The following is a 20,568-nucleotide window of genomic DNA, read 5'->3' on the forward strand; positions in this document are numbered from 1 at the left end:
ATGGATTTTATGCAAATACTGTTTCGGCTGCCCAGAGCCCAGAAGCGGGTTGTTAGTGTTGCAATTGATACGCTTATTATCATAGTGTCATTTTTTGGTGCTCTGGCCGTTAGGCTTGATAGCTTTGCCGTGGTGTTTGATTCTCGTTATTGGTTGTTTTTACCAATTATCTGTACTGCAAGTATTTTTGTATTTGCTAAACTAGGATTGTATCGAGCGGTACTGCGTTATTTAGGCTTGCAAGCCTTGACCGCTATCGTTTCTGGCGTTGTTATTTCTACGCTGACAATTGTGTTAACTGCTTATTATGGTGGCTTAAGCTTACCTCGTACTGTGCCCATTATTTATGCTGCCTTTGCCATGGTATTTATCGGTGGCGCTCGAGTAATGGTGCGGGTGGCTTTTGGACATCAAATTAAAAGTGTCGGCGAAAAAGTGATTATTTACGGCGCAGGGGTGAGTGGTCGACAATTAGTTACCTCCTTGGCTCAAAGCTATGAATATAAGGCCATTGCCTTTGTCGATGATGACCCAACCTTACACGGCACGGTTATACAAGGTGTACACGTGCACTCTCCGTCTATCATCCGCAAGTTAGTGCGCGAATACGGTGCCACTAAAGTGTTATTGGCCATTCCAAGTGCCCCCCGTTCGCGTCGTAAGCAAATATTGTTAACCCTAGAGCCATTAGCCGTACAAGTACTAACTATTCCATCTACTAGCGATTTGGTCAGTGGTGATAAACTCTATTCTGATGTTAAGCAGGTCGAAGTCGAAGATTTACTCGGAAGGGATGCTGTGGCTCCACGAGAGAATCTTATGTCAGCAAACATTAAGGGTAAGGTCGTGATGGTGACTGGCGCTGGCGGATCTATAGGCTCGGAGCTTTGTCGTCAAATTCTTAAGTTTTCACCAAAAAAGTTAGTGTTATTCGAAATTTCTGAATACAGTCTTTACACCATCGATAAAGAATTGAAAATAAAAGCCGCAGCGCTGGGGTGTAACGTTGAGATCTTACCCACGCAAGGTACGGTACAGCGTGAAAAACATGTTTTAGCGGTGATGCAGTCATTTAAGGTTCAAACCGTTTACCATGCGGCAGCTTATAAGCATGTACCCTTGGTAGAGCAGAATGTGGTCGAAGGGGTAAGAAATAACGTTTTTGGTACCTATTATACGGCTCGCGCCGCTATAGCAGCTAAAGTTGAAACTTTCGTATTGATATCAACGGATAAAGCCGTCCGCCCCACCAATGTAATGGGGGCGACTAAGCGCATGGCTGAGTTGGTATTACAAGCATTGGATGAAGAAAGCCACAGCACTCGTTTCTGTATGGTTAGGTTTGGTAATGTATTAGGTTCATCAGGCTCAGTAGTACCTTTATTCCGCAATCAAATTGACAATGGCGGGCCAGTTACCGTTACTCACCCAGAAATCACCCGCTTTTTTATGACTATACCCGAGGCTTCTCAGTTGGTTATACAAGCTGGAGCCATGGGAGAGGGCGGTGATGTGTTTGTACTTGATATGGGAGCCCCAGTTAAAATCGTTGATCTAGCCTATAAAATGATCCACCTATGCGGGCTGAAGCCTAAAGATGATAACAACCCCGATGGTGATATAGCGGTTAAATTTACTGGAATGCGTCCAGGCGAGAAACTCTATGAAGAGTTACTTATTGGTGATGATGTAAGCGGCACAGCACACGAGCGTATCATGACAGCTCACGAAAGTATGTTGACTTGGGATAACTTAAAGCCAATTCTAGAAAGATTGGAAATGGCTTGTCACGCATATGACCAAGAAGTGATCCGTGAGATATTACTGACAGCACCAACAGGATTTAACCCCAGTGACGGTATTTGTGACTTAGTATGGTTACAAGACCATCAAGACAACAGTATGAACGAAAAAGTGGTTGCCTTACCAACTCGATCTTAGCACTGGCGTGCAAGTGATTTAGTCGTTTCTGCGTAGCAGTCTCGTTCATTGAGAATTATTCTGCTAATTTACATTGTTAAATAACAGGTTGAGCCAATTTAATTTTGTGCTCAACCTTTTTATACCTCATTTACTAGCCTCTGCAACCCTCAAAGTGTTTAAACCAATCGGTTAACTTACTTGATTGAATTTAAGTATATTTATTAGCTGTTACGGTGTTCAATAATGGAACTGAGCGTCTTCTTGATGTACGATTCTGTTTATTATCGATGAACACCCTGTACTAAAATTTAAAGGAACATTCGACTATGAAGGTCACCGTTTTCGGAATTGGTTATGTTGGACTTGTGCAAGCCGCGGTGCTTGCGGAAGTGGGCCATGATGTAGTTTGCATCGATGTGGATCAGAATAAGGTCGATAATCTTGAGAAGGGAATTATTCCTATTTATGAACCAGGGTTGACGCCCCTTGTTACGTCTAATTTTGAAGCGGGTCGGGTGAAATTTACCACAGATGCCAAAGTAGGCGTAGATCATGGTGATGTGATCTTTATTGCGGTCGGTACGCCGCCAGATGAAGATGGTTCAGCAGACTTGAAATATGTATTAGCGGTGGCTAAAACTATTGCTGAGCATATGCATTCACATAAAATTGTTATCAACAAATCTACTGTGCCTGTGGGGACTGCAGATAAAGTTCAGGCTCGTATTGCTGATACATTAACGTCGTTAGATAAGTCAGTTACCTTTGATGTGGTATCTAATCCTGAGTTTCTTAAAGAAGGTGCGGCGGTCAATGACTGTATGCGGCCTGATCGCATTATTATAGGTACTAACAGTAAATCTGCTGAGAAAAAGCTCAGAGAGCTGTATTCTCCATTTAACCGTAATCACGACAAAATCATAGTGATGGATATTCGCAGCGCCGAGCTGACCAAATACGCGGCCAACTGCATGCTTGCCACCAAAATCAGTTTTATGAACGAAATGTCTAATCTGGCTGAAGTCTTTGGTGCAGACATTGAGAACGTGCGCCGTGGAATCGGCTCTGATCCTCGTATCGGTTATCAGTTTATTTACCCTGGTTGCGGCTATGGCGGTTCATGTTTCCCCAAAGATGTGCAAGCGCTCGCTCGTAGTGCAAGTCAGGCTGGCTACACCGCTAAAATTCTAGAAGCAGTTGAAGCAGTTAACTATAAGCAGAAAGAAAAATTATTCAGTTATATCTCTGCTCATTTTAATGGTGATCTAAAAGGTAAGACCGTTGCCCTTTGGGGCTTGTCGTTTAAGCCTAATACCGATGATATGCGTGAAGCCTCCAGTAGAGTCTTAATGGAAAGTTTATGGGATGCCGGAGCCACGGTGCAGGCATACGATCCAGAAGCGATGGAAGAAACTCAGCGTATCTATAATGGGCGCACAGACTTACGTTTGATGGGCACTAAAGAAGCCGCCCTAGATGGTGCTGATTTCTTGGTTATATGCACAGAATGGCAAGCTTTCAGAGCCCCAGATTTTGATTTGATTAAGCAGAAATTAACCGAGCCATTGTTATTTGATGGACGTAACTTATTCGAACCGTCTTTAATGCAGGAATACGGATTGCATTACTACGCTATAGGTCGTGGTTTATCAGTTAAGGAAAGTTAATATGAGTCAGGTAAAAAAAGCAGTTATACCAGTTGCGGGATTAGGCACCAGAATGTTGCCAGCCACTAAGGCTATTCCGAAAGAAATGTTACCGGTTGTAGACAAGCCTTTGATCCAATATGTCGTGGCCGAATGTGTCGCGGCGGGCATCAAAGAAATTATTCTAGTCACCCATGCCAGTAAAAACAGTATCGAGAACCACTTTGATACTAGTTTTGAGCTTGAAGCGACTCTGGAGAAACGGGTTAAGCGTCAGTTGTTAGATGATGTGCAAGCCATATGTCCAAAAGATGTGACTATTATGCACGTGCGCCAAGGCGTCGCTAAAGGCCTGGGCCATGCGATTTTATGTGCACGTCCTATGGTGGGTGATAATCCTTTTGCAGTGGTCTTGCCTGATGTAATTATTGATGATGCTGCGTGTAACCCTAAGAAAGACAATCTGGCTGATATGGTGGCTAAATTCAATACCACCCGTGTCAGTCAAATTATGGTTGAAGCGGTTCCCGAGGAAGATGTTAGCAAGTACGGTGTGGTTGATCTTGAAGGCCACGAATTGAGTGCGGGAGAGTCTACCAAAATTTTCCAAATGGTCGAAAAGCCGCCGGTGGATGAAGCGCCTTCTAATTTGGCTGTAGTTGGCCGTTATGTGTTGTCAGAAAAAATTTGGGACGCGCTGGAATACACACCACCAGGGGCTGGCGAAGAAATTCAACTGACTGATGCCATCGTTGCTATGATGAGTGAAGAGCAGGTTGATGCCTATTACATGACTGGCAAAAGCCACGACTGTGGCAGTAAGCTTGGCTATATGAAGGCCAATGTGGAATATGCATTGCGTCACAAAGAAATCGGCGATGATTTCATGGCGTTTTTGAAAGATATCGTTAAGTAGTTCGCTTTTCTAAGCTTGACATAAAGGCACCCAATTAACGCGGCCAAAGCTGATGTAACGATCATTAATTGGCTAGTTAATTAGGTGTCTTTTTTCATTTTACCGAGGCGGCATCTTGCAGCTTTTCAACCATTCTGGTGCCAATCCCTTTAACGTTTGTCAAATCTTGCAAGGTTGAGAACTGACCGTTTTGTTCTCGATAGGCGACGATTTGAGCAGCCTTTTTGGCGCCAATTCCAGGTAACGCCTGAAGTTGTGATGCATCAGCTGTATTCACATTGATCTTCTGCGTATCGGCTTTCAATTGAGTTTTTGCGGTCTGAATTTTCTGCTGCAGAGTTTGCGCTTGCAGTGCTGGCGCACTCGCTACATAAATGGCACAGGCAACGATTAGGGTAGGTAAGTACTTTTTCATTGAGATTCTCCTTTCTCATAGTTGTTAATGGTGGTTCTATTCCATGCGTGCTGTGTGAGCACAATCTAAAAGTAGATCTAGCTCAGGGTAATGTAAAGTCTAGTTTTTCTTACTGGGGGGCTTGGAGAAGCTTGAAGATGTTGCAGGGGACATACTCCGCCTATAAAAAAAGCCCACCGAAGTGGGCTTTAGAAAACATTTATATGACTTACGCTTATAGACGCTCTAATACCGCTTGCGTGAAGTCAGTAGTACCATGTACGCCACCCAAATCACGAGTAGTGCGGTCACCTGATTCGATCACGTCTTTGAGGGCTTCACGGATTTTTTCGGCTTTATCACTCATCTGTAAATATTCTAGCATTTGAATAGATGCCAAAATTACAGACGTAGGGTTTGCCAAATTTTTACCAGCAATATCAGGCGCTGAGCCATGAACGGCTTCAAAAATTGCACAATCTTTACCGATGTTAGCACCAGGCGCCATGCCCAAACCGCCCACCAAACCAGCACAAAGATCAGACAAGATGTCACCGAATAAATTGGTTGTCACGATCACGTCAAACTGATGCGGGTTCATCACCAACTGCATGCAGGTGTTATCCACAATCATCTCTGTTGATTCAATATCTGGATATTTGTCAGCAATCTCACGGGCTACTTTCAAAAACAAACCAGAAGTGGATTTTAAAATGTTAGCTTTATGCACGGCTGTGACTTTTTTACGGCCTTCGCGACGAGCAAGCTCATAGGCGAAAGTAACGATACGCTCAGCACCTTCACGAGTAATTTTACTCATGGCTTCGGCTTCTGTGCCGTCTGCTGAAACGACTTGGCCTAAGCCAGAATACATACCTTCGGTGTTTTCACGTACGGTAATAATATCGATATCTTCGTAACGGGCTTTAGTCCCTTTAAAAGATAAAACCGGACGAATGTTGGCGTACAATTGAAATTTCTTACGTAGGCTTACATTGATAGAGGTAAAGCCTTCCCCTACTGGCGTCGTTAATGGTCCTTTTAACGTTACCTTGTTTTTTTCAATAAGATCCAGGGTTTCCTGAGGCAACAACTCACCGTGATTTTCCAACGCCATCAAACCTGCATCGGCAAAATCATAGGCGAAATCACAGCCTACTTTGTCGAGTATTTGAAGTGCTGAATCTACGATATCTGGACCGATCCCGTCGCCTTTAATAACGGTTATGCGTTGTTGTGTCATAGTCTTTCCTATTCGGTATACCCACAGCTTAGTTCATGCTGCGGCGATGGCTTAAAATTTTAGGGCGGCTTTATACCATTTTTTCAGTCTTTTTACCACGGATAACGCCATATGAATGGCTGTCTAGGTAAAAAAGTCGATTTTTATGTCAGGGCAGTTCCCAGTAACAATGGCTGTTAGCCAGGCCTTGCTGTTGTAAAGTGATGCTATCCAACTCAGTCAAGCCTAAAAACGCCAGCGCTTGTTGCTGGTAAGTAGTTGAATTACTGCAGGTTATCTCTTCGCCAAAAAAGCATTGTCGCGCTATTATGAGGCTCAATCCGATAATTACCGCCAGTGTTTTGGTCAACTTTTCCTGATCATTCAGATCCGGCAACAGCATATGACTGCTGATCGCTTGGGTAAAAATACTGGGTTGTTGCCAGGCCTTACACAACTTCAAAGGGTGGGTTAATAGGTTTTGTGCATTGCTAAAGTCAAACAGCGTTCTGATGTCGAAAAAATCTGCTGTACCTGTCGTCCACTGAGTGCGTGTTTTCAAGCTGGGCTGAGTGAATAGTCCGCTGCAAGTAAAGCAAGCTAAATTCGACGCCTGCTGGGCAATAACAGTGTTACCTAAGCTGGCAATGCTGGCGGCAATGGCGCAAGTGAGCTTGGTGAATTGGGTAAAGTTTTGCTGGAGTGGAAAGTAACTCTGGTTTAGTCGTAACAGCAACGCAAGTTCAATCAGCATGTTGTTGGTGCGCTCATAGCCATGCATCATTAATCCATGTTTAACTTGATTGACCGGTTGCTTATGACGGTTTGACAAGGTGGCAGTGGCTTTGAGATAGTCCCCAAAAGCGGGCTCATCACTGATTTTCATTGCAAGTTTGTCAATATCAACGTCACCGCTGTTTAATTGTTCCTGCACTTCCAATAACACCATTGGGGGTTTATCCAAGGCAAAATAGTCATCCTTGGGAGGCGAAAACTCGTCTCGCTCCAATAGCCACGCGTCATTCCACCAATTCAGCATTTGGTTAAAGCCATTGACCCCTTGGGGCGCAGAGATTCGCTTGATGTTTTGCTTTTCGATACGCAGTAACAAGGGTTGTTGACGTTCGCCAGAGGCTAATTGGGCGATCAATACACGGTTGTCAGACACGCTCAAGACCATTCCTGAGGTGTTATTTTGGGTCTTGAGTAAACTGCCAGGCGGGATCAAGCTAGGGTAATCAATTAATACACTGAGCATTTCTAGCCACGTCGGAGGGCAAGACTGCACTGCATTTTTCATCACCTCTCCGAAAGGACGTGCTTTAAAACGCTGATGGGAAGTACTGGCTACCGCGAGATAATGAGCAAGATACACGACTCGTTGGATCTTGCTCAGGGTTTGAGGCCATTTCCCCAAAGAGATGCTACCAATAAATAAGTAACGGGCAACAGAATAGGCATTCAGCCAAGTTTGCTGATTTACGCTGGCTAACATCTTGAGCAGTTTGATGTGTTTAAACGAGGTGGGAGTAGTGCCTTGTTCAATGTAATAGTCAATCAACTGCTGATTGCGTTCAGCGTAGAGGCTAATGATTGCACTCAATAATTGCTGACAACACAGATCATTAATTTTAAGTTGCTGACACAATAACGAGCAATATGCCAAGCTATTGAATGCAAGATTATGGGTAAAGCTATTTTTGGATTTATACAGTTGGGTTTGCGCCACGAACACATCAGGGAACTGTTTAAAACCCGCTAAAAATTGCTCACTTAATTTAAGCGTCTTGCTGATTTTGTCACTGTTGAGCGAGTTAGGGTCATAGGCATCAATATGCTGCGCTAGTGTATTAAATGTTTTGGCAACGGTATTGATAGGCATAGAGGCGCATCAATCCTTAAAATTGTTTGACGACATTAACGGTTCAAATAGGCTTGATAGGTGCCATCGCCCCAAGCGACCAAGGTGTTGTCTTCAAATAATAGTGGAGTGCATTCGTCTTGGGTGGTGATGCCATCAGATTGTTTATGCTGAGTGCGATAGAACAGCACTTGCACGTAGCCGTCATCCATTTTTTTGGCTTCGCTGATATCAGGTGGACCCATTAATTCTAAAATAGCATCACGTGGCGTGCCCATTTCTAACTTGGCTATTTGCACCGTATTAAATTCTTGGCGGTCTTCCCAGCCCATTTTTGACGTATCGTCAGGGTTGTATATGACTAATACCACAACGAAGCTTATATAGAGTAAGACCCCAAGGCCTATTCGTTTAACAACTTTGCTGTTCATAATTGAGCTGACGATCCGTAGTTAACAGTACAAATATTAATACCGCTATGGTAATGAAATTAGTGGCCCGATAAAAGACCACTGATCGCGAAAAGGGGTTTATTTGCCGAATAAAGCCCTTTTTATTTAGTTTAGAGCGTTTCAACCTGATAGCACGGGCTGTATTGACTGCCTGGCAATTTCATCCGTTGTTGCGCAACAAATGACTCCAACAGTGTGTCTAGCATAGCCATCAGCTTACTGTCACCATTGATGGTAAAAGGGCCATGCTGGCGGATCTGTTTGATCCCTTCGGCTTTCACATTACCCGCCACAATGCCAGAAAATGCCTGACGTAGCGCGGCGGCAAGTTCAGCTTTAGGCTGGGTGAAATGGAGATTAAGGGCCTGCATTGATTGATGAGTTGGAATAAAGGGTTTTTGAAATTCCGGCTCTATACTCAACGACCAATTGAATAGATAAGAGTCACCTTTTTCGCGGCGATGGGCACTAACCGATTCCTGCTTGCGCTTGATGGTTTGGGCGACTTTTTCAGGGTCATCAATAATAATTTCATACAAAGCTTGGGCCTCTGCGCCTAAGGTGGCACCGACGAATTTATCGATCGATTCAAAATATTCCTTACAGTGCACCGGACCGGTTAAGATAATCGGCAGTACCTGCTTACGATTATTTTCATGCAGCATTACACCTAGTAAATACAATAATTCTTCCGCCGTACCAACCCCGCCGGGAAAAATAACGATAGCGTGGGCTATTCTGACAAATGCCTCTAAACGTTTTTCGATATCGGGCATGATAACCAGTTCATTGACGATGGCGTTTGGTGGCTCGGCAGCGATAATTGAAGGCTCAGAGATCCCTAAGTACCTGCCCTGAGAATACCGTTGCTTGGCGTGCCCTATAGCTGCGCCTTTCATTGGCCCTTTCATTGCACCGGGTCCGCAGCCAGTGCAAATGTTCATTTCGCGCAAGCCCAGTTGATAGCCGACTTTCTTCGTATAGGTGTATTCAATTTCACCAATAGAATGTCCACCCCAGCAGACCACCATGTTGGGATCACTGCCTACTTTGATAACTTCTGCATGGCGCAGCATGTCAAATACAATATCTGTCAGTTGACGGGATTCAGAAATCTCGCCTTCGTCAAAGTGATATTTATCCGCCATATGTAAAATATCACGCAGCACAGCAAACAAATGTTCATGCACACCTTTGATCAACTTGCCGTCTACAAAGGCCACTGCTGGAGGATTAATTAATTCAATCTTCACCCCACGCTCGCGGCGAATTAAATTGACTGAAAAATCTTGGTAGGGTTCGAACATTTCTTCATAATTATCTTCTTCTACCCCAGAATTAAGCACGGCCAAGCAGCAATTTCTAAATAGATTATATAATTCCCCGTCCACAGACTGCTTGAGTTTGTCCACTTCAAATTGGGATAACTGGGAAAGCGTGCCTACTGGATTGAGTTGAATCGATGTCATATTTATACCTCTTGATAGGTTACTGGCGCGCCTGACGAGCGGTGTCGTAATCGTGCTCAAAATCACTTCTAAAGGGATTGATATCCAAGCCGCCACGTCTGGTATAACGTGCATAGACCGTGAGTTTGTCAGGTTTACAATATTGTTTGATGTCAGTGAAAATGCGTTCAACGCATTGTTCATGGAATTCGTTGTGCATGCGGAATGAAATTAAGTATCGCAGTAAGCTTTCACGCTCAATTTGATTACCTTGGTATTTTATCATCACGCTGGCCCAATCCGGTTGGTTAGTGATCAGGCAATTAGATTTGAGCAGGTTGCTCATCAGGGTTTCTGTCACTTGTGCTGGAAGTGTAGTTAAAGATTGGGGTGATAATTGATATGCGTCTATCTCGATATCTAGTTCATCAATACATTTACCGGCAAGATCGGCTATGGGTTGTTGAGAAAATTGTGCAGGCAGGATCACCTCAACTTTTACCGCTCCGCCCGCACAAGCAGATAGGTCGTTTTTTAGACGACGATGTAATTCGTGGCTAGAGGGCAGTCGAGTTTGGTTAAAGCTATTCAAATACAGCTTAAAGCTTTTCGATTCGATCAAATTTGGCGTATCGAAGGGTACGGTACAGCGTAACATTGCCACTTGCGGTTTGCCTTTACTGTTGAGCCAGGATAACTCGTAGCCATTCCATAAATCCTCTCCCCAAAAAGGTAGCTCGCCAGTCAAGCCGATTTCGTCACGGCTTAGACTGCGGGGGACAGCTTGCAGGAGCTCAGGCGCATAAGTTTGAGCATATTCAACTGCTTTCCCCAAGGAAAGCTGCGCGAGGATATTATTTTTTTCGGGCTTATCACCGGAAAGTTTTGTCATTTAAAGGTCTCAATAGATAAACTGTTTAAAAATTTGAATTATAAGAGAGTGTAGCCTGTGGGAATTCATTCAGCACTAGATAGATTTGTAACCGATTATATCCAAGCCCATCACGATGCATCCCAGCCTATGGTGCTTCAATTTGACCAAAACTGGCCATCTCCCTGTTATCAGCAACAAGGAGAGCAAGATGAATGGGTCCCTTGGTTGCCGGTTCGCCAAAATCAGCATGCCACCCTAACAGATTTTGAGCAAGCGCTGGATCTTAAAGTAAACCCGCAACTAAGCGAGTATTTTACCTGTTACTGGAGTGAAAATCTCAATGCCAAGACTCCAAGAGGAAACTTACAGCTGTTATTGCCATGGAATCAAGCTGATTTTGAAAGACTTCAGCAAAACCTGATTGGCCACGTATTAATGAAGCGGCGTTTGAAGCAACCCGAAACCTTATTTTTTGCCGTGACTGACGAAGATGATTTTTTCATATCCATCGATAATGCCTCTGGCCGCGTGATGTTGGAACAAGTGGGTTTGGAGCCAACTGAAGTCTTGGCTGAAAATCTAGTTGAATTCTTACAACAACTGCAGCCTCGGATTTAACCTAATCTGCTGGTTTTGAGTTTAAAACTTGCACTTGTTGCAGCAGGTTTTCTAGTTGTTTTTCCAGCTGGTCAACCCGCTGGCTCAGTGCAGTAAGCTGAATGTCGGGCGGGACTGATGGCGCTTCATGCTCGACTTCATCTAGCTTAATATCGGCAAATTGCTGGGGAGCATCATTCCAACGTCTTAGCACACCTATAATTTCGGGCAACGGCAAGGGTCTATTGGCGGATTTTTTAATGAGGGCCACTGAGGGCTTTTGCCCGTTCGACTGTATCTTACGGCACAGGTTGACGATGTAACTGAGGTTTTGAGACATGATGAAAACCGCTAAATTTTAGTGAATAACGCATATTATCAAAGTAAGTTATTATTTACTTTAAAAAATATTGTTTAAAATCAAAATCTTAAAAGTTGGCCTTATATTTGTATAGATCACAGTTAATTAAACACTGACATTTTTGAAAAGGAATAATAATGAAAAAATCGTTACTTGCAGTCGCCTTTATTTTACCCATCGCCCTGAGTGGTTGTGTTATCTCGGTAGACGGAGATGGTGATTCATCCTATCACTCTGACTGGGAAAAAAAGGAACAGAATAACCGTAGTTACATTGCTAATTTGACTACAAACTCGACGATTAAAAGCATCAGAAATCGGATGGGAACGCCTGATTTTAGTGAGTTGCATCAACAGCAAGATGACGAAATTCAAGTGTTGTTTTATCGCACTCAACGAGTCAAGGGAGACAGCGTCACCACTAAAGATGAATGTACACCTTTGGTGTTCAAGAACGGTTTGCTAATTGGCTGGGGCGAAGCTGCGTATAATACGCTCTAACACCCCAACCTAGATTTGAACTAATTATCTCAAACGGATGTTGAGTTGGTCGATCAGTTCGGCCCACTCGGCATCTTCTGCCCATTCGGAACGAATAAAAGTAGCCTGTGATTCAGACCAAAAGGACGCGTCTTCTAATCTAGTCGCAGGATCTAAGCCTGCGTGGGCCTCAAAAAATGCTTCCATCGACTCTTCGTCATGATCCAAACCTAATTGCATAAATAGGTCTTGCATAGAAAGATTGTCAGCTAACATAGTTGAACTTCTCCTTATTTTTGATTGTCGTCTTTATAAGTGCCATATTGAGTATACAGGTTTTTTCACATCCCATACGGTATGCCTAAAATAATTAACATTAACAACTTGTTAACATGCGGTTAAAATTTAGGTAGAGTAGCTAAAAAGTAACCGAGAGCCAATTATGTCCAATACTGCTGAACACTTAAACCCATTAGAACAAATCAAGGCGGTTTATCTGGCTGCGGAAGATTTAAAAATAGCCGCTTCCATACTCTATCAAGCTTATCATGATGATCCTTTATTTTTGGATATATTTGAAGCTGAAAGGGAAGGCTATGAGTCTCGTTTAAGGGGGGCAATTCGTGAAGAGCTGAACGCATTTTGGACGGCAAAACAACCCATGATTGGATTATTTGAACAAGGGCGTTTACTCGCAGTGGCTTGTTTGATTAGTCCCAATAGTGCTTTTGCACCTGGACGCTTTTGGCATTGGCGACTTAAAATGTTACTCACTGCTGGGTTTCTAGGCACCCGGCAAATGGTAGAAAAGGAACAACGAGTGCGGGAGCATATTCCTCATAAAACTTACCATATGTTGTCTTTTATAGGGGTTCATCCTGATCATCAACACCGAGGCTTGGGCCACGTTTTGATGAGTGCAATTGACAGCGTGATGTTAGAAGAGCCTGACAGTGAAGGTGTAGGTGTGTATGTGACCTTGCCCAAATGTTTGTCGTTCTTTGCTGATGGTGAATATGAAAATGTGGAAGAACTTAAAGTTGCACATATTAATGGTCAAATTATGTTCAGACCACGACCGAAGATTAATTCACTCCCTGCAGGTTAACCTACCCAGTGGTAACTCCTAAAATCACGGCGTGCGATAAGCGCGCTTTTTTATGTGCGAAATCTCTTACAAGTGTGTAGGTGAATGACGGAATAAAGGCTTACTACAAGGCGTACCAAATAGAATAACGCATTGTTATATATGTATTATTTAGTAGGAATTAGACTTTAGTATAATGCGTGCGTAAAAAAATCCATTTTTTACTATGGCGCGAAAAATAATTTCCTATATCTTTAATGGCGTCACAGGGAAATACGACGGGTCAGGAAGACATAAGGATAGCCCACGGACACATTCATTGGATGAACAAGTACGCTCATGAAGAGCAGAAATATGGAAGTTAAATCAAGGACGAATGCGAGGATCGCATTAGGGATAGACTAGGACAATCTCAGGATGAGAAATACTGTACGTTAGGATGTGCAGTTAAACAAGGATTAATGGAAAGGGACACATTCAGGACGAATGACTCACTTAGGATGAGTGAGATTAGAAGGAAAGGGGCGTATAAGGATGTAACTTGGGACGATCTAGTAGCGAAGGATAGCTGAGAGGGATGCTCAAAATTTTAAGGTGTGACAGTGCAAACTGCCACGCCTTTTCTCGTTTTAAAGCCGTAATTATAAATATCGCTTTATTTGAAGTTTTTGCTCATAGTTCAGTAAGCTCCACCGCTGTTTAGGGTATTTGCCTATTTGATAGAGCTTAATGATTCCCTAAGACTGTCAGTCAAAAACATTTAGCTTCGCCAGCAGCGGAACTGAAGGTACAAGCATAGCGCTGGTAAAGTTAATATTTAGCAATGCATCAATCCAACAAAAAGTAATCATTCTTCTTTATGCTCGAATGAGTATGTTGCAATATATAAAGATAATTTTTTCTGCATCCAAATTAGGTACCCCATTAACATGAACTCAGTTGTAATTGTCGGCTCTTCGGGCCATGCAAAAGTCATCATCGACATCGTGCAAAAAGAGGGTAAATATAAAATCGCCGGATTATTAGATCAATCCCGAAGTGTTGGTGAAGAAACGCTGGGCTACCCAGTTATTGGAAAGGAACAGGAGTTACCGGGGTTAATAAAGAGATATGGCATTGATGGTGCGATTGTCGCTATTGGCGATAATTTTGTGCGGGCTAAAGTTGTCGCTGCCATTAAAGACCTGTGTCCGGATCTTCCATTCGTATCCACGATCCACCCTAATGCATCTATTGGAACTGAGGTTTCAATAGGAGAAGGCACAGTGATCATGGCGGGGGCATCCATTAACCCATGTTCATCTATTGGACGATTTTGCATCCTAAACACTAATTGTTCACTTGATCATGATTCAATATTGCATGACTTTGCCAGTCTAGCACCAGGCTCTACGGCTGGTGGTAATTGCCATATAGGCCAATATTCAGCTATAAGTATTGGCGCGATTGTTATACATGGGATTCATATTGGTGAACACACCGTGATCGGTGCGGGCTCGTTAGTTAACAAACCTATAGAGTCATTTGTTGTGGCTTATGGGTCACCAGCGCTGCCGGTCCGAAGTCGCAAGGAAGGAGACAAATATCTTTGATTGGTGATGTTGTGGATTGTGTAGCGCTATCTAAGGTTAAGAATCGGCAGCTGTGCAAAATATTATCATTTAGCTAATTGCCCTAAGGTTGAATTCCAACCTTGACGTTTATATTTTCATATGCAATATTTCACATATGTCGAAAATGTTATGTGTTATTGATGGATCCCTGTAAATTTTATAAGTGTCTTGCCGATGTTTCCCGTCTGAAGTCTTTGTTGCTCGTATCTGAAGTAGAAGAGGCATGCGTTTGTGATTTAATGCAAGCACTCGAGCTTGACCAACCCCGAACCTCAAGGCACTTGGCTCAGCTGCGTAGGTGCGGAATATTGTTAGATGAGCGTCGCGGCAAGTGGGTTTATTACAAGTTGCATCCAGACTTGCCGCAATGGGCCCATAAGGTGATAAGGGATACCGCCAAACATAACCCTGACTATTTTTCTGGCCCTTTACAACGATTGAGAGCGTCAAAATTGGCAGCCTCTGCCTGCAGCTAATATAGGAACTAACATGAAAATATTATACATCTGTACCCATAACCGCTGCCGCAGTATTTTGTCAGAAGCAATAACCAACCAAAATGCAGCTGGGCTTATTGTTGCTAGAAGCGCTGGTAGTCAGCCCGCTGGGCAAGTACATCCCTTGTCACTTAGATACTTGCAAGAAACAGGCTATGCTATTGATGGGTTATCAAGCCAGTCATGGGATGATTTCGAGCAGTTCAATCCTGATGTGGTGATCACTGTGTGTGATTCCGCGGCAGGGGAGACTTGCCCGTTATATTTCACTCAGAGTATTAAGGTGCATTGGGGACTAAGTGATCCATCCAAAATAACAGGGACAGATGAACAGAAACATCAAGCATTCTTGGCATGCATAAGCGAAATCGCAGCTAGAGTAGAAGATCTTAAAGCTATTGCCAATAAACAATTAAAGGGGGATGCTTTACGGACTGCCTTGGCAGAGGTTGGCGCGAATTAATCTGCAAATATATCTGGGGTAAGCATACAGCTCATCTAATGAGAATAAAGCAACAATCTTTAATCGGTTGTTATCTTAGATCACACAATGCAATAGCTTGCTGGGCAACGGCTTAGTCAACGTAGGTTTATAGGAACAATAAATGGGATTATTTGAGCGTTATCTTTCAGTTTGGGTGGCAATAGCCATTGCCGTTGGAATCGTGATTGGAAGCATTGCACCGGAGTTTTTTTCGTTAATTTCTGGCTGGGAATTTGCCCACGTCAATTTAGTTATCGCTGGCCTCATTTGGTTGATGATTTACCCGATGATGGTACAAATAGATTTTTCTTCAATCAAAGATGTTGGCAAAAAGCCCAAAGGCCTGATACTAACCTTGATCATCAACTGGTTGGTTAAGCCATTCACCATGGCATTGTTGGGTTGGTTGTTTTTTAAAGGAATATTTGCCGATTGGGTCGACCCGCAAACTGCAAATGAATATATTGCGGGGATGATTTTATTGGGCGTGGCGCCTTGCACTGCGATGGTGTTTGTCTGGAGTCAACTGGTCAAAGGTGACGCTAACTACACACTGGTTCAGGTGTCTATTAACGATATCATCATGATCTTTGCCTTTGCGCCTATTGCAGGACTGTTGCTGGGTGTAACGGATATCACTGTGCCATGGGATACACTATTGTTGTCAGTAGTGCTTTACGTTGTGGTGCCTTTGGTGGCAGGTGTTATCACCCGTAAAGTGCTGGACCGAGCAGATGATCATTCCAAGCTAAATGGTTTTCTGGCCAAGATGAAGCCATGGTCAATAGTCGGCCTGTTAGCGACAGTGGTACTTTTATTCGGTTTCCAATCCGAAACTATCTTGGCTCAACCTGAAGCCATTGTACTGATTGCTATTCCACTATTGATCCAAACTTATGGTATTTTTGCCATTGCCTATTGGATTGCGAAGCGGATGAAATTGCCCCATAACGTGGCGGGGCCTGCCTGTATGATAGGCACCTCAAACTTTTTCGAGCTGGCAGTGGCTGTTGCTATATCACTATTTGGCCTGCATTCAGGGGCGGCGCTAGCCACAGTGGTTGGAGTCTTAGTGGAAGTACCTGTGATGCTCTCATTAGTGGCTTTTACCAATCGTACCAAGCATTGGTTTACTTAATAGACTTAGCTTTTTAACAAGTTATTTCTTTAGCCACTTGGCCAAGCCTTTTTGCAGCTCTTCAGCAATGATAGGTTTGGTCAGGTAGCCATCCATACCGGCAATTACGCATTTTTCTTCATCACCTTTCATGGCATTTGCTGTCAGCGCCACTATGGGAATATTGGGATCGAAATTAGCCTGTTGTGCTGCGCGAATTTTGCGGCTTGCCTCGTAGCCATCCATAATCGGCATTTGACAATCCATTAGGACGAGGTCGAAAGCCTTAGTGGCATTATTGAGTTGCTCGATAGCTTCTAATCCATTCGATGCCAACTCCACATGGCACCCCATATTTTTTAGCATCGCGAAGGCAACGGTCTGATTGATTGGATTGTCTTCAACCAGCAGAACGCGTGCGATATCTGCGTCAGAATGGGATGCATTGTGACGAGTAATCAAATCAAATGACTGCTTAACAGAGCGGCTTTGGATGCTAGTGCGATTGGACACCAGCACAATGGAGTTGATTAAGTCTAACGGCTTAACTGGCGCACTAAAGTAAGCATCAAAACCTACCTGTTGGTATTTTTTAGCATCACCTTTTTGACCATTGGGGGCAAGTACTATTAATTTTACCCCTGCGAATCTTTCATCGTTTTTGATAGCCTTAGCCAGTTCAGCGCCATTAATACCTTTGAGTTCAGCATTTATAATTGCTACGTTTATCGGCTTATTTAGCGGCTCACGAAGTGTCTTTAACGCCTGAGGCGCACTAGTGGTTTCTACTACTTCGATATTTCTAGCGCTAAGAATAGAGTTCAGAAATTTACGCTGTTCAGCATTATCATCCACCAACAAAATACGTAAACTAGCCAATTCTTTGCGACTAAAGATGTCGTTTGACGGAGTGTGGGTATGTTCAGCCGGTTGATAGCGTATGTAAAACCAAAACTCAGCGCCCTTGTGCCACTCGCTATTTAAGCCAATTTCACCTTCCATTAGTTTTACCAGTTGCTTAGAAATGGATAGACCTAAGCCTGAGCCGCCAAATTTACGGGTGGTAGAGGTATCTAGTTGATTGAATTTTTTGAAGAGATGGATTTGTTTCTCTTGAGGAATACCAATTCCGGTATCCTGGATACAAAAATACAGTTTGTTATTTTCCACGCAATTCACTTTAATTACGACCTTACCACGATGGGTAAATTTTAAAGCGTTACTAGTTAAGTTAGTCAGTACTTGCCTTATTCTGCCAGGGTCAGCTTTGATCCAGCGGGGCACAGAATCTTGCATTTCAAATACTAATTGTAAATTTTTATCATCGGCACGAATGGTAAAGGTATCTATGAAGGTGTTGAGCATATCGTGTAAATCGAAGTCGATACTTTCAATTTCAAGTTTGCCGGCTTCAATTTTAGAAAAATCCAATATGTCATTAATCAGCACTAGCAACGAATTTCCACTACTTTGTGCCAATTGGGCATAATGCCGCTGCTCTTCGTTTAAGGGAGAATTTAACAGTAAGTCGTTCATACCGATAATGCCATTGATAGGCGTGCGTATCTCGTGACTCATGTTGGCTAAGAACTCACTTTTGGCCCGACTGGCTTCTTTGGCGTTTTCCTCGGCGGCTTTTAGATTGGTTATATCTTGGAACGCGCCTCGAATGACAACTGAGCCATCATCGCGTTTTTCCGGATAACCCGCTGAGCGAACCCAGCGAAGATTGTTTTTTGCAGTAACAAACTGCAGAGTCAGGTCAAATGAAGCTCCGTGTTCTATAGCGTCATTTAACGCACTTTGTAATGTTGCCCTGTCATGCTCAACGTAATAGTTTATGGCTTTGTCTACTTCGACCTCACCACCAACAGGTAATTCATGGATGCGAAATACCTCTTGGGTCCAGAAAAGAGTGTCTTTTTGAACATCAAATTCCCATCCTCCAAGTTGCGCAATTCTGCCTGTGGCTTCGAGTAAGAAAGTACTGCGCTCTTTCTCCGCTTCAATGCCTCTAAGCTCAGAGATATCTCTGGCGACCAACAGAAAGCCTTCAATGTCTTTACCACTAGTAATGGGCGTAACGGTAAGTTGCACTGGGAAGTGGTGGCCGTTTTTATGTTCAAATACACTTTCGTATTCTTCCGCTATGCCGGTACTGGCCAAATAGGTGATAGCTCGAATATCTGCATCTATGGCTTTGTCTACTTTGAGACTGATGATCTGTGCATGGGCGACTAAGGCTTGGCGTTGGAAAAATAATTCTGGTGTGGTTTGTGAAATTACCGCATCTGCCTGATACCCGAGTAATTTTTCGGCCACTTTATTAAAGGTCAGAATCTGGCCATCCAAATCCGTAGCAATAATGATCTGATTGGTGCTGTTTAATATGGTTTTTTTCAGATTGTTGGTTTTCAACAACTGTAATTCTGATTCTTTTTGCTTGGTTATATTGCTTTCAATGGCAACAAAACCTTTTAATTCCCCATCTTCCAGTAGCGGCTGGGTGCTTAATCTTATCCAATATGGAGTACCGTTTTTAGCATAATTGACTATTTCGCAATTAAATCCCCGCTGTTCTTTAACCGACAGACCTAATGCTTCAATGGTCGATTTATCTGTTAGTGGGCCACTTAGCAATTCTAAAGGCGTTCTTCCAATAGCCTCTTCAAAGCTGTAACCACTTATTTCGGTAAAAGCCGGGTTGGCCCAGCGAATTTTGAGCTCGGGAGTGAAAATAATGATGGAATTGTCGGTTTCTTGCACCACACTGGCAAGAAATGCGTTTTTCGCCATGCTTTCTTGAAGTTTACGTTGGGTATTAAACTGGTTGGTAAGATCGTAACAAATACCGCTGAAAATCAACTCGCCATGACTGTCACGGATCACCCTTCCCACTGATTGCAGGTATTTTTCGTTGCCTTTGGCGGTGGTTATGCTGAAAGTGGCTTCGTAACAATCATCTTTATTTTTTGCTTGGTTAAATTCATTCAGTGCCATTTCACGATCTTCGATCTGAATGTAATCGCTCCAGTCACTCAAATCGCCACTAAATTGGCTCTGGTCAAGTTCATAAAGACGACACATTTGTTCGTCCCAAGTCAGCAATTGGGTTGAGAAGTCGTACTGCCAGACACCAATTCCAGATTGAACCGCAATTTTATAGCGTTCCAGTAAATTGGTGTTTTTCCGCTTTTCTGCGTGCAGTATCTGCGCGGGCAGCAAGCTAATCAAAGCTGTGCAACCTTGAATATTATCAATAGGATCAATGACTACCGATACATAGTGCGTGTTGTCCTTTGCATCGGTTAGTTTGACAGGGTTGCTATCTTCAAGGTTTACAGACGCCGTGATAGGCGGATGCGTGAGGATGCTGGTAAGCTGTTGGCGGATAGCTTTGTTGTTGAAAAAGTGCAAAAAACTATGCCCAACTGAGTTTTGCTGTTGTATGCCAAGTAACTTACAGGCTGCAGCATTGATAAAACAGGTCTGGCCTTTGCGGTCACAACTGAGCATAGGAATAGAGCTATTGCGCAAGAATGGATCTTGAAACTCTCCCCGTACGGGCAAACTATTGTCTAATTCTTTGCTCATTTA

At 43.3% G+C, this 20,568-nt stretch carries 19 protein-coding genes; 10 read left to right on the forward strand and 9 right to left on the reverse strand.

Annotated elements, in window-relative coordinates:
* The 3 genes from QR722_RS05055 to galU all read left to right on the forward strand — a co-directional run bounded on the left by QR722_RS05055 (position 1) and on the right by galU (position 4,485).
* Complete coding sequence (locus QR722_RS05055) at positions 1-1,941, forward strand: polysaccharide biosynthesis protein (protein ID WP_286285870.1); 1,941 nt, start codon at positions 1-3, stop codon at positions 1,939-1,941.
* 308 nt (positions 1,942-2,249) lie between these two features.
* On the forward strand, positions 2,250-3,590 hold the full coding sequence (locus tag QR722_RS05060; RefSeq protein WP_286285873.1) for a UDP-glucose dehydrogenase family protein: 1,341 nt from the start codon (positions 2,250-2,252) through the stop codon (positions 3,588-3,590).
* Position 3,591: 1 nt separating this feature from the next.
* Positions 3,592-4,485, forward strand: coding sequence for a UTP--glucose-1-phosphate uridylyltransferase GalU (gene galU / locus QR722_RS05065; RefSeq protein WP_286285876.1), 894 nt, complete (start codon positions 3,592-3,594; stop codon positions 4,483-4,485).
* A 94-nt stretch (positions 4,486-4,579) separates the two neighbouring features.
* Here galU and QR722_RS05070 read toward each other — a convergent pair whose 3' ends face one another.
* The 6 genes from QR722_RS05070 to queF all read right to left on the reverse strand — a co-directional run bounded on the left by QR722_RS05070 (position 4,580) and on the right by queF (position 10,754).
* Positions 4,580-4,900 (reverse strand): ComEA family DNA-binding protein, encoded by a 321-nt coding sequence (locus QR722_RS05070; RefSeq protein WP_286285878.1) that lies wholly within the window; start codon positions 4,898-4,900, stop codon positions 4,580-4,582.
* Positions 4,901-5,114: 214 nt separating this feature from the next.
* On the reverse strand, positions 5,115-6,122 hold the full coding sequence (locus QR722_RS05075) for an isocitrate dehydrogenase (RefSeq protein ID WP_286285880.1): 1,008 nt from the start codon (positions 6,120-6,122) through the stop codon (positions 5,115-5,117).
* 148 nt (positions 6,123-6,270) lie between these two features.
* Positions 6,271-7,983 carry a hypothetical protein gene (locus QR722_RS05080; RefSeq protein ID WP_286285882.1) on the reverse strand — a complete coding sequence of 571 codons (1,713 nt, stop codon included), beginning with the start codon at positions 7,981-7,983 and terminating at the stop codon, positions 6,271-6,273.
* Positions 7,984-8,018: 35 nt separating this feature from the next.
* On the reverse strand, positions 8,019-8,393 hold the full coding sequence (locus QR722_RS05085) for a DUF3192 domain-containing protein (RefSeq protein ID WP_286285886.1): 375 nt from the start codon (positions 8,391-8,393) through the stop codon (positions 8,019-8,021).
* Positions 8,394-8,524: 131 nt separating this feature from the next.
* Entirely contained in the window at positions 8,525-9,883 is a 1,359-nt protein-coding gene (gene ppnN / locus QR722_RS05090; protein WP_286285888.1) for a nucleotide 5'-monophosphate nucleosidase PpnN, read from the reverse strand.
* 19 nt (positions 9,884-9,902) lie between these two features.
* Complete coding sequence (queF, locus tag QR722_RS05095; protein WP_286285890.1) at positions 9,903-10,754, reverse strand: NADPH-dependent 7-cyano-7-deazaguanine reductase QueF; 852 nt, start codon at positions 10,752-10,754, stop codon at positions 9,903-9,905.
* A gap of 57 nt (positions 10,755-10,811) precedes the next feature.
* Between queF and syd the strand changes: the two genes are divergently transcribed.
* The gene (gene syd / locus QR722_RS05100; protein ID WP_286285892.1) at positions 10,812-11,354 is read left to right on the forward strand and encodes a SecY-interacting protein; all 543 of its coding nucleotides are present in this window, start codon (positions 10,812-10,814) and stop codon (positions 11,352-11,354) included.
* A 1-nt stretch (position 11,355) separates the two neighbouring features.
* On the opposite strand, the gene QR722_RS05105 is transcribed toward syd, so the two are convergent.
* On the reverse strand, positions 11,356-11,673 hold the full coding sequence (locus tag QR722_RS05105; RefSeq protein ID WP_286285894.1) for a hypothetical protein: 318 nt from the start codon (positions 11,671-11,673) through the stop codon (positions 11,356-11,358).
* Between the two features lie 158 nt (positions 11,674-11,831).
* Between QR722_RS05105 and QR722_RS05110 the strand changes: the two genes are divergently transcribed.
* On the forward strand, positions 11,832-12,194 hold the full coding sequence (locus QR722_RS05110; RefSeq protein ID WP_286285896.1) for a DUF3192 domain-containing protein: 363 nt from the start codon (positions 11,832-11,834) through the stop codon (positions 12,192-12,194).
* 24 nt (positions 12,195-12,218) lie between these two features.
* Here the strand turns inward: QR722_RS05110 and QR722_RS05115 are convergent, their stop codons facing one another.
* The gene (locus QR722_RS05115; protein ID WP_286285898.1) at positions 12,219-12,449 is read right to left on the reverse strand and encodes a DUF2789 family protein; all 231 of its coding nucleotides are present in this window, start codon (positions 12,447-12,449) and stop codon (positions 12,219-12,221) included.
* 166 nt (positions 12,450-12,615) lie between these two features.
* Here QR722_RS05115 and QR722_RS05120 point away from each other — a divergent pair, with 166 nt between their 5' ends.
* The 5 genes from QR722_RS05120 to arsB all read left to right on the forward strand — a co-directional run bounded on the left by QR722_RS05120 (position 12,616) and on the right by arsB (position 16,992).
* Positions 12,616-13,281, forward strand: a complete 666-nt coding sequence (locus QR722_RS05120; protein ID WP_286285900.1) for a GNAT family N-acetyltransferase — start codon at positions 12,616-12,618, stop codon at positions 13,279-13,281.
* A gap of 908 nt (positions 13,282-14,189) precedes the next feature.
* Complete coding sequence (locus tag QR722_RS05125; protein ID WP_286285902.1) at positions 14,190-14,852, forward strand: acetyltransferase; 663 nt, start codon at positions 14,190-14,192, stop codon at positions 14,850-14,852.
* Between the two features lie 161 nt (positions 14,853-15,013).
* Positions 15,014-15,349 (forward strand): metalloregulator ArsR/SmtB family transcription factor, encoded by a 336-nt coding sequence (locus tag QR722_RS05130; RefSeq protein WP_286285905.1) that lies wholly within the window; start codon positions 15,014-15,016, stop codon positions 15,347-15,349.
* 13 nt (positions 15,350-15,362) lie between these two features.
* Positions 15,363-15,833 carry an arsenate reductase ArsC gene (locus tag QR722_RS05135; protein WP_286285907.1) on the forward strand — a complete coding sequence of 157 codons (471 nt, stop codon included), beginning with the start codon at positions 15,363-15,365 and terminating at the stop codon, positions 15,831-15,833.
* Positions 15,834-15,975: 142 nt separating this feature from the next.
* The gene (gene arsB / locus QR722_RS05140; RefSeq protein ID WP_286285909.1) at positions 15,976-16,992 is read left to right on the forward strand and encodes an ACR3 family arsenite efflux transporter; all 1,017 of its coding nucleotides are present in this window, start codon (positions 15,976-15,978) and stop codon (positions 16,990-16,992) included.
* A gap of 21 nt (positions 16,993-17,013) precedes the next feature.
* Here arsB and QR722_RS05145 read toward each other — a convergent pair whose 3' ends face one another.
* Positions 17,014-20,565 (reverse strand): PAS domain S-box protein, encoded by a 3,552-nt coding sequence (locus QR722_RS05145; protein WP_286285911.1) that lies wholly within the window; start codon positions 20,563-20,565, stop codon positions 17,014-17,016.
* Between the last annotated feature and the right edge of the window lie 3 nt (positions 20,566-20,568).

This window comes from Aliiglaciecola sp. LCG003, from assembly GCF_030316135.1.
Taxonomy (GTDB): Bacteria; Pseudomonadota; Gammaproteobacteria; order Enterobacterales; family Alteromonadaceae; genus Aliiglaciecola.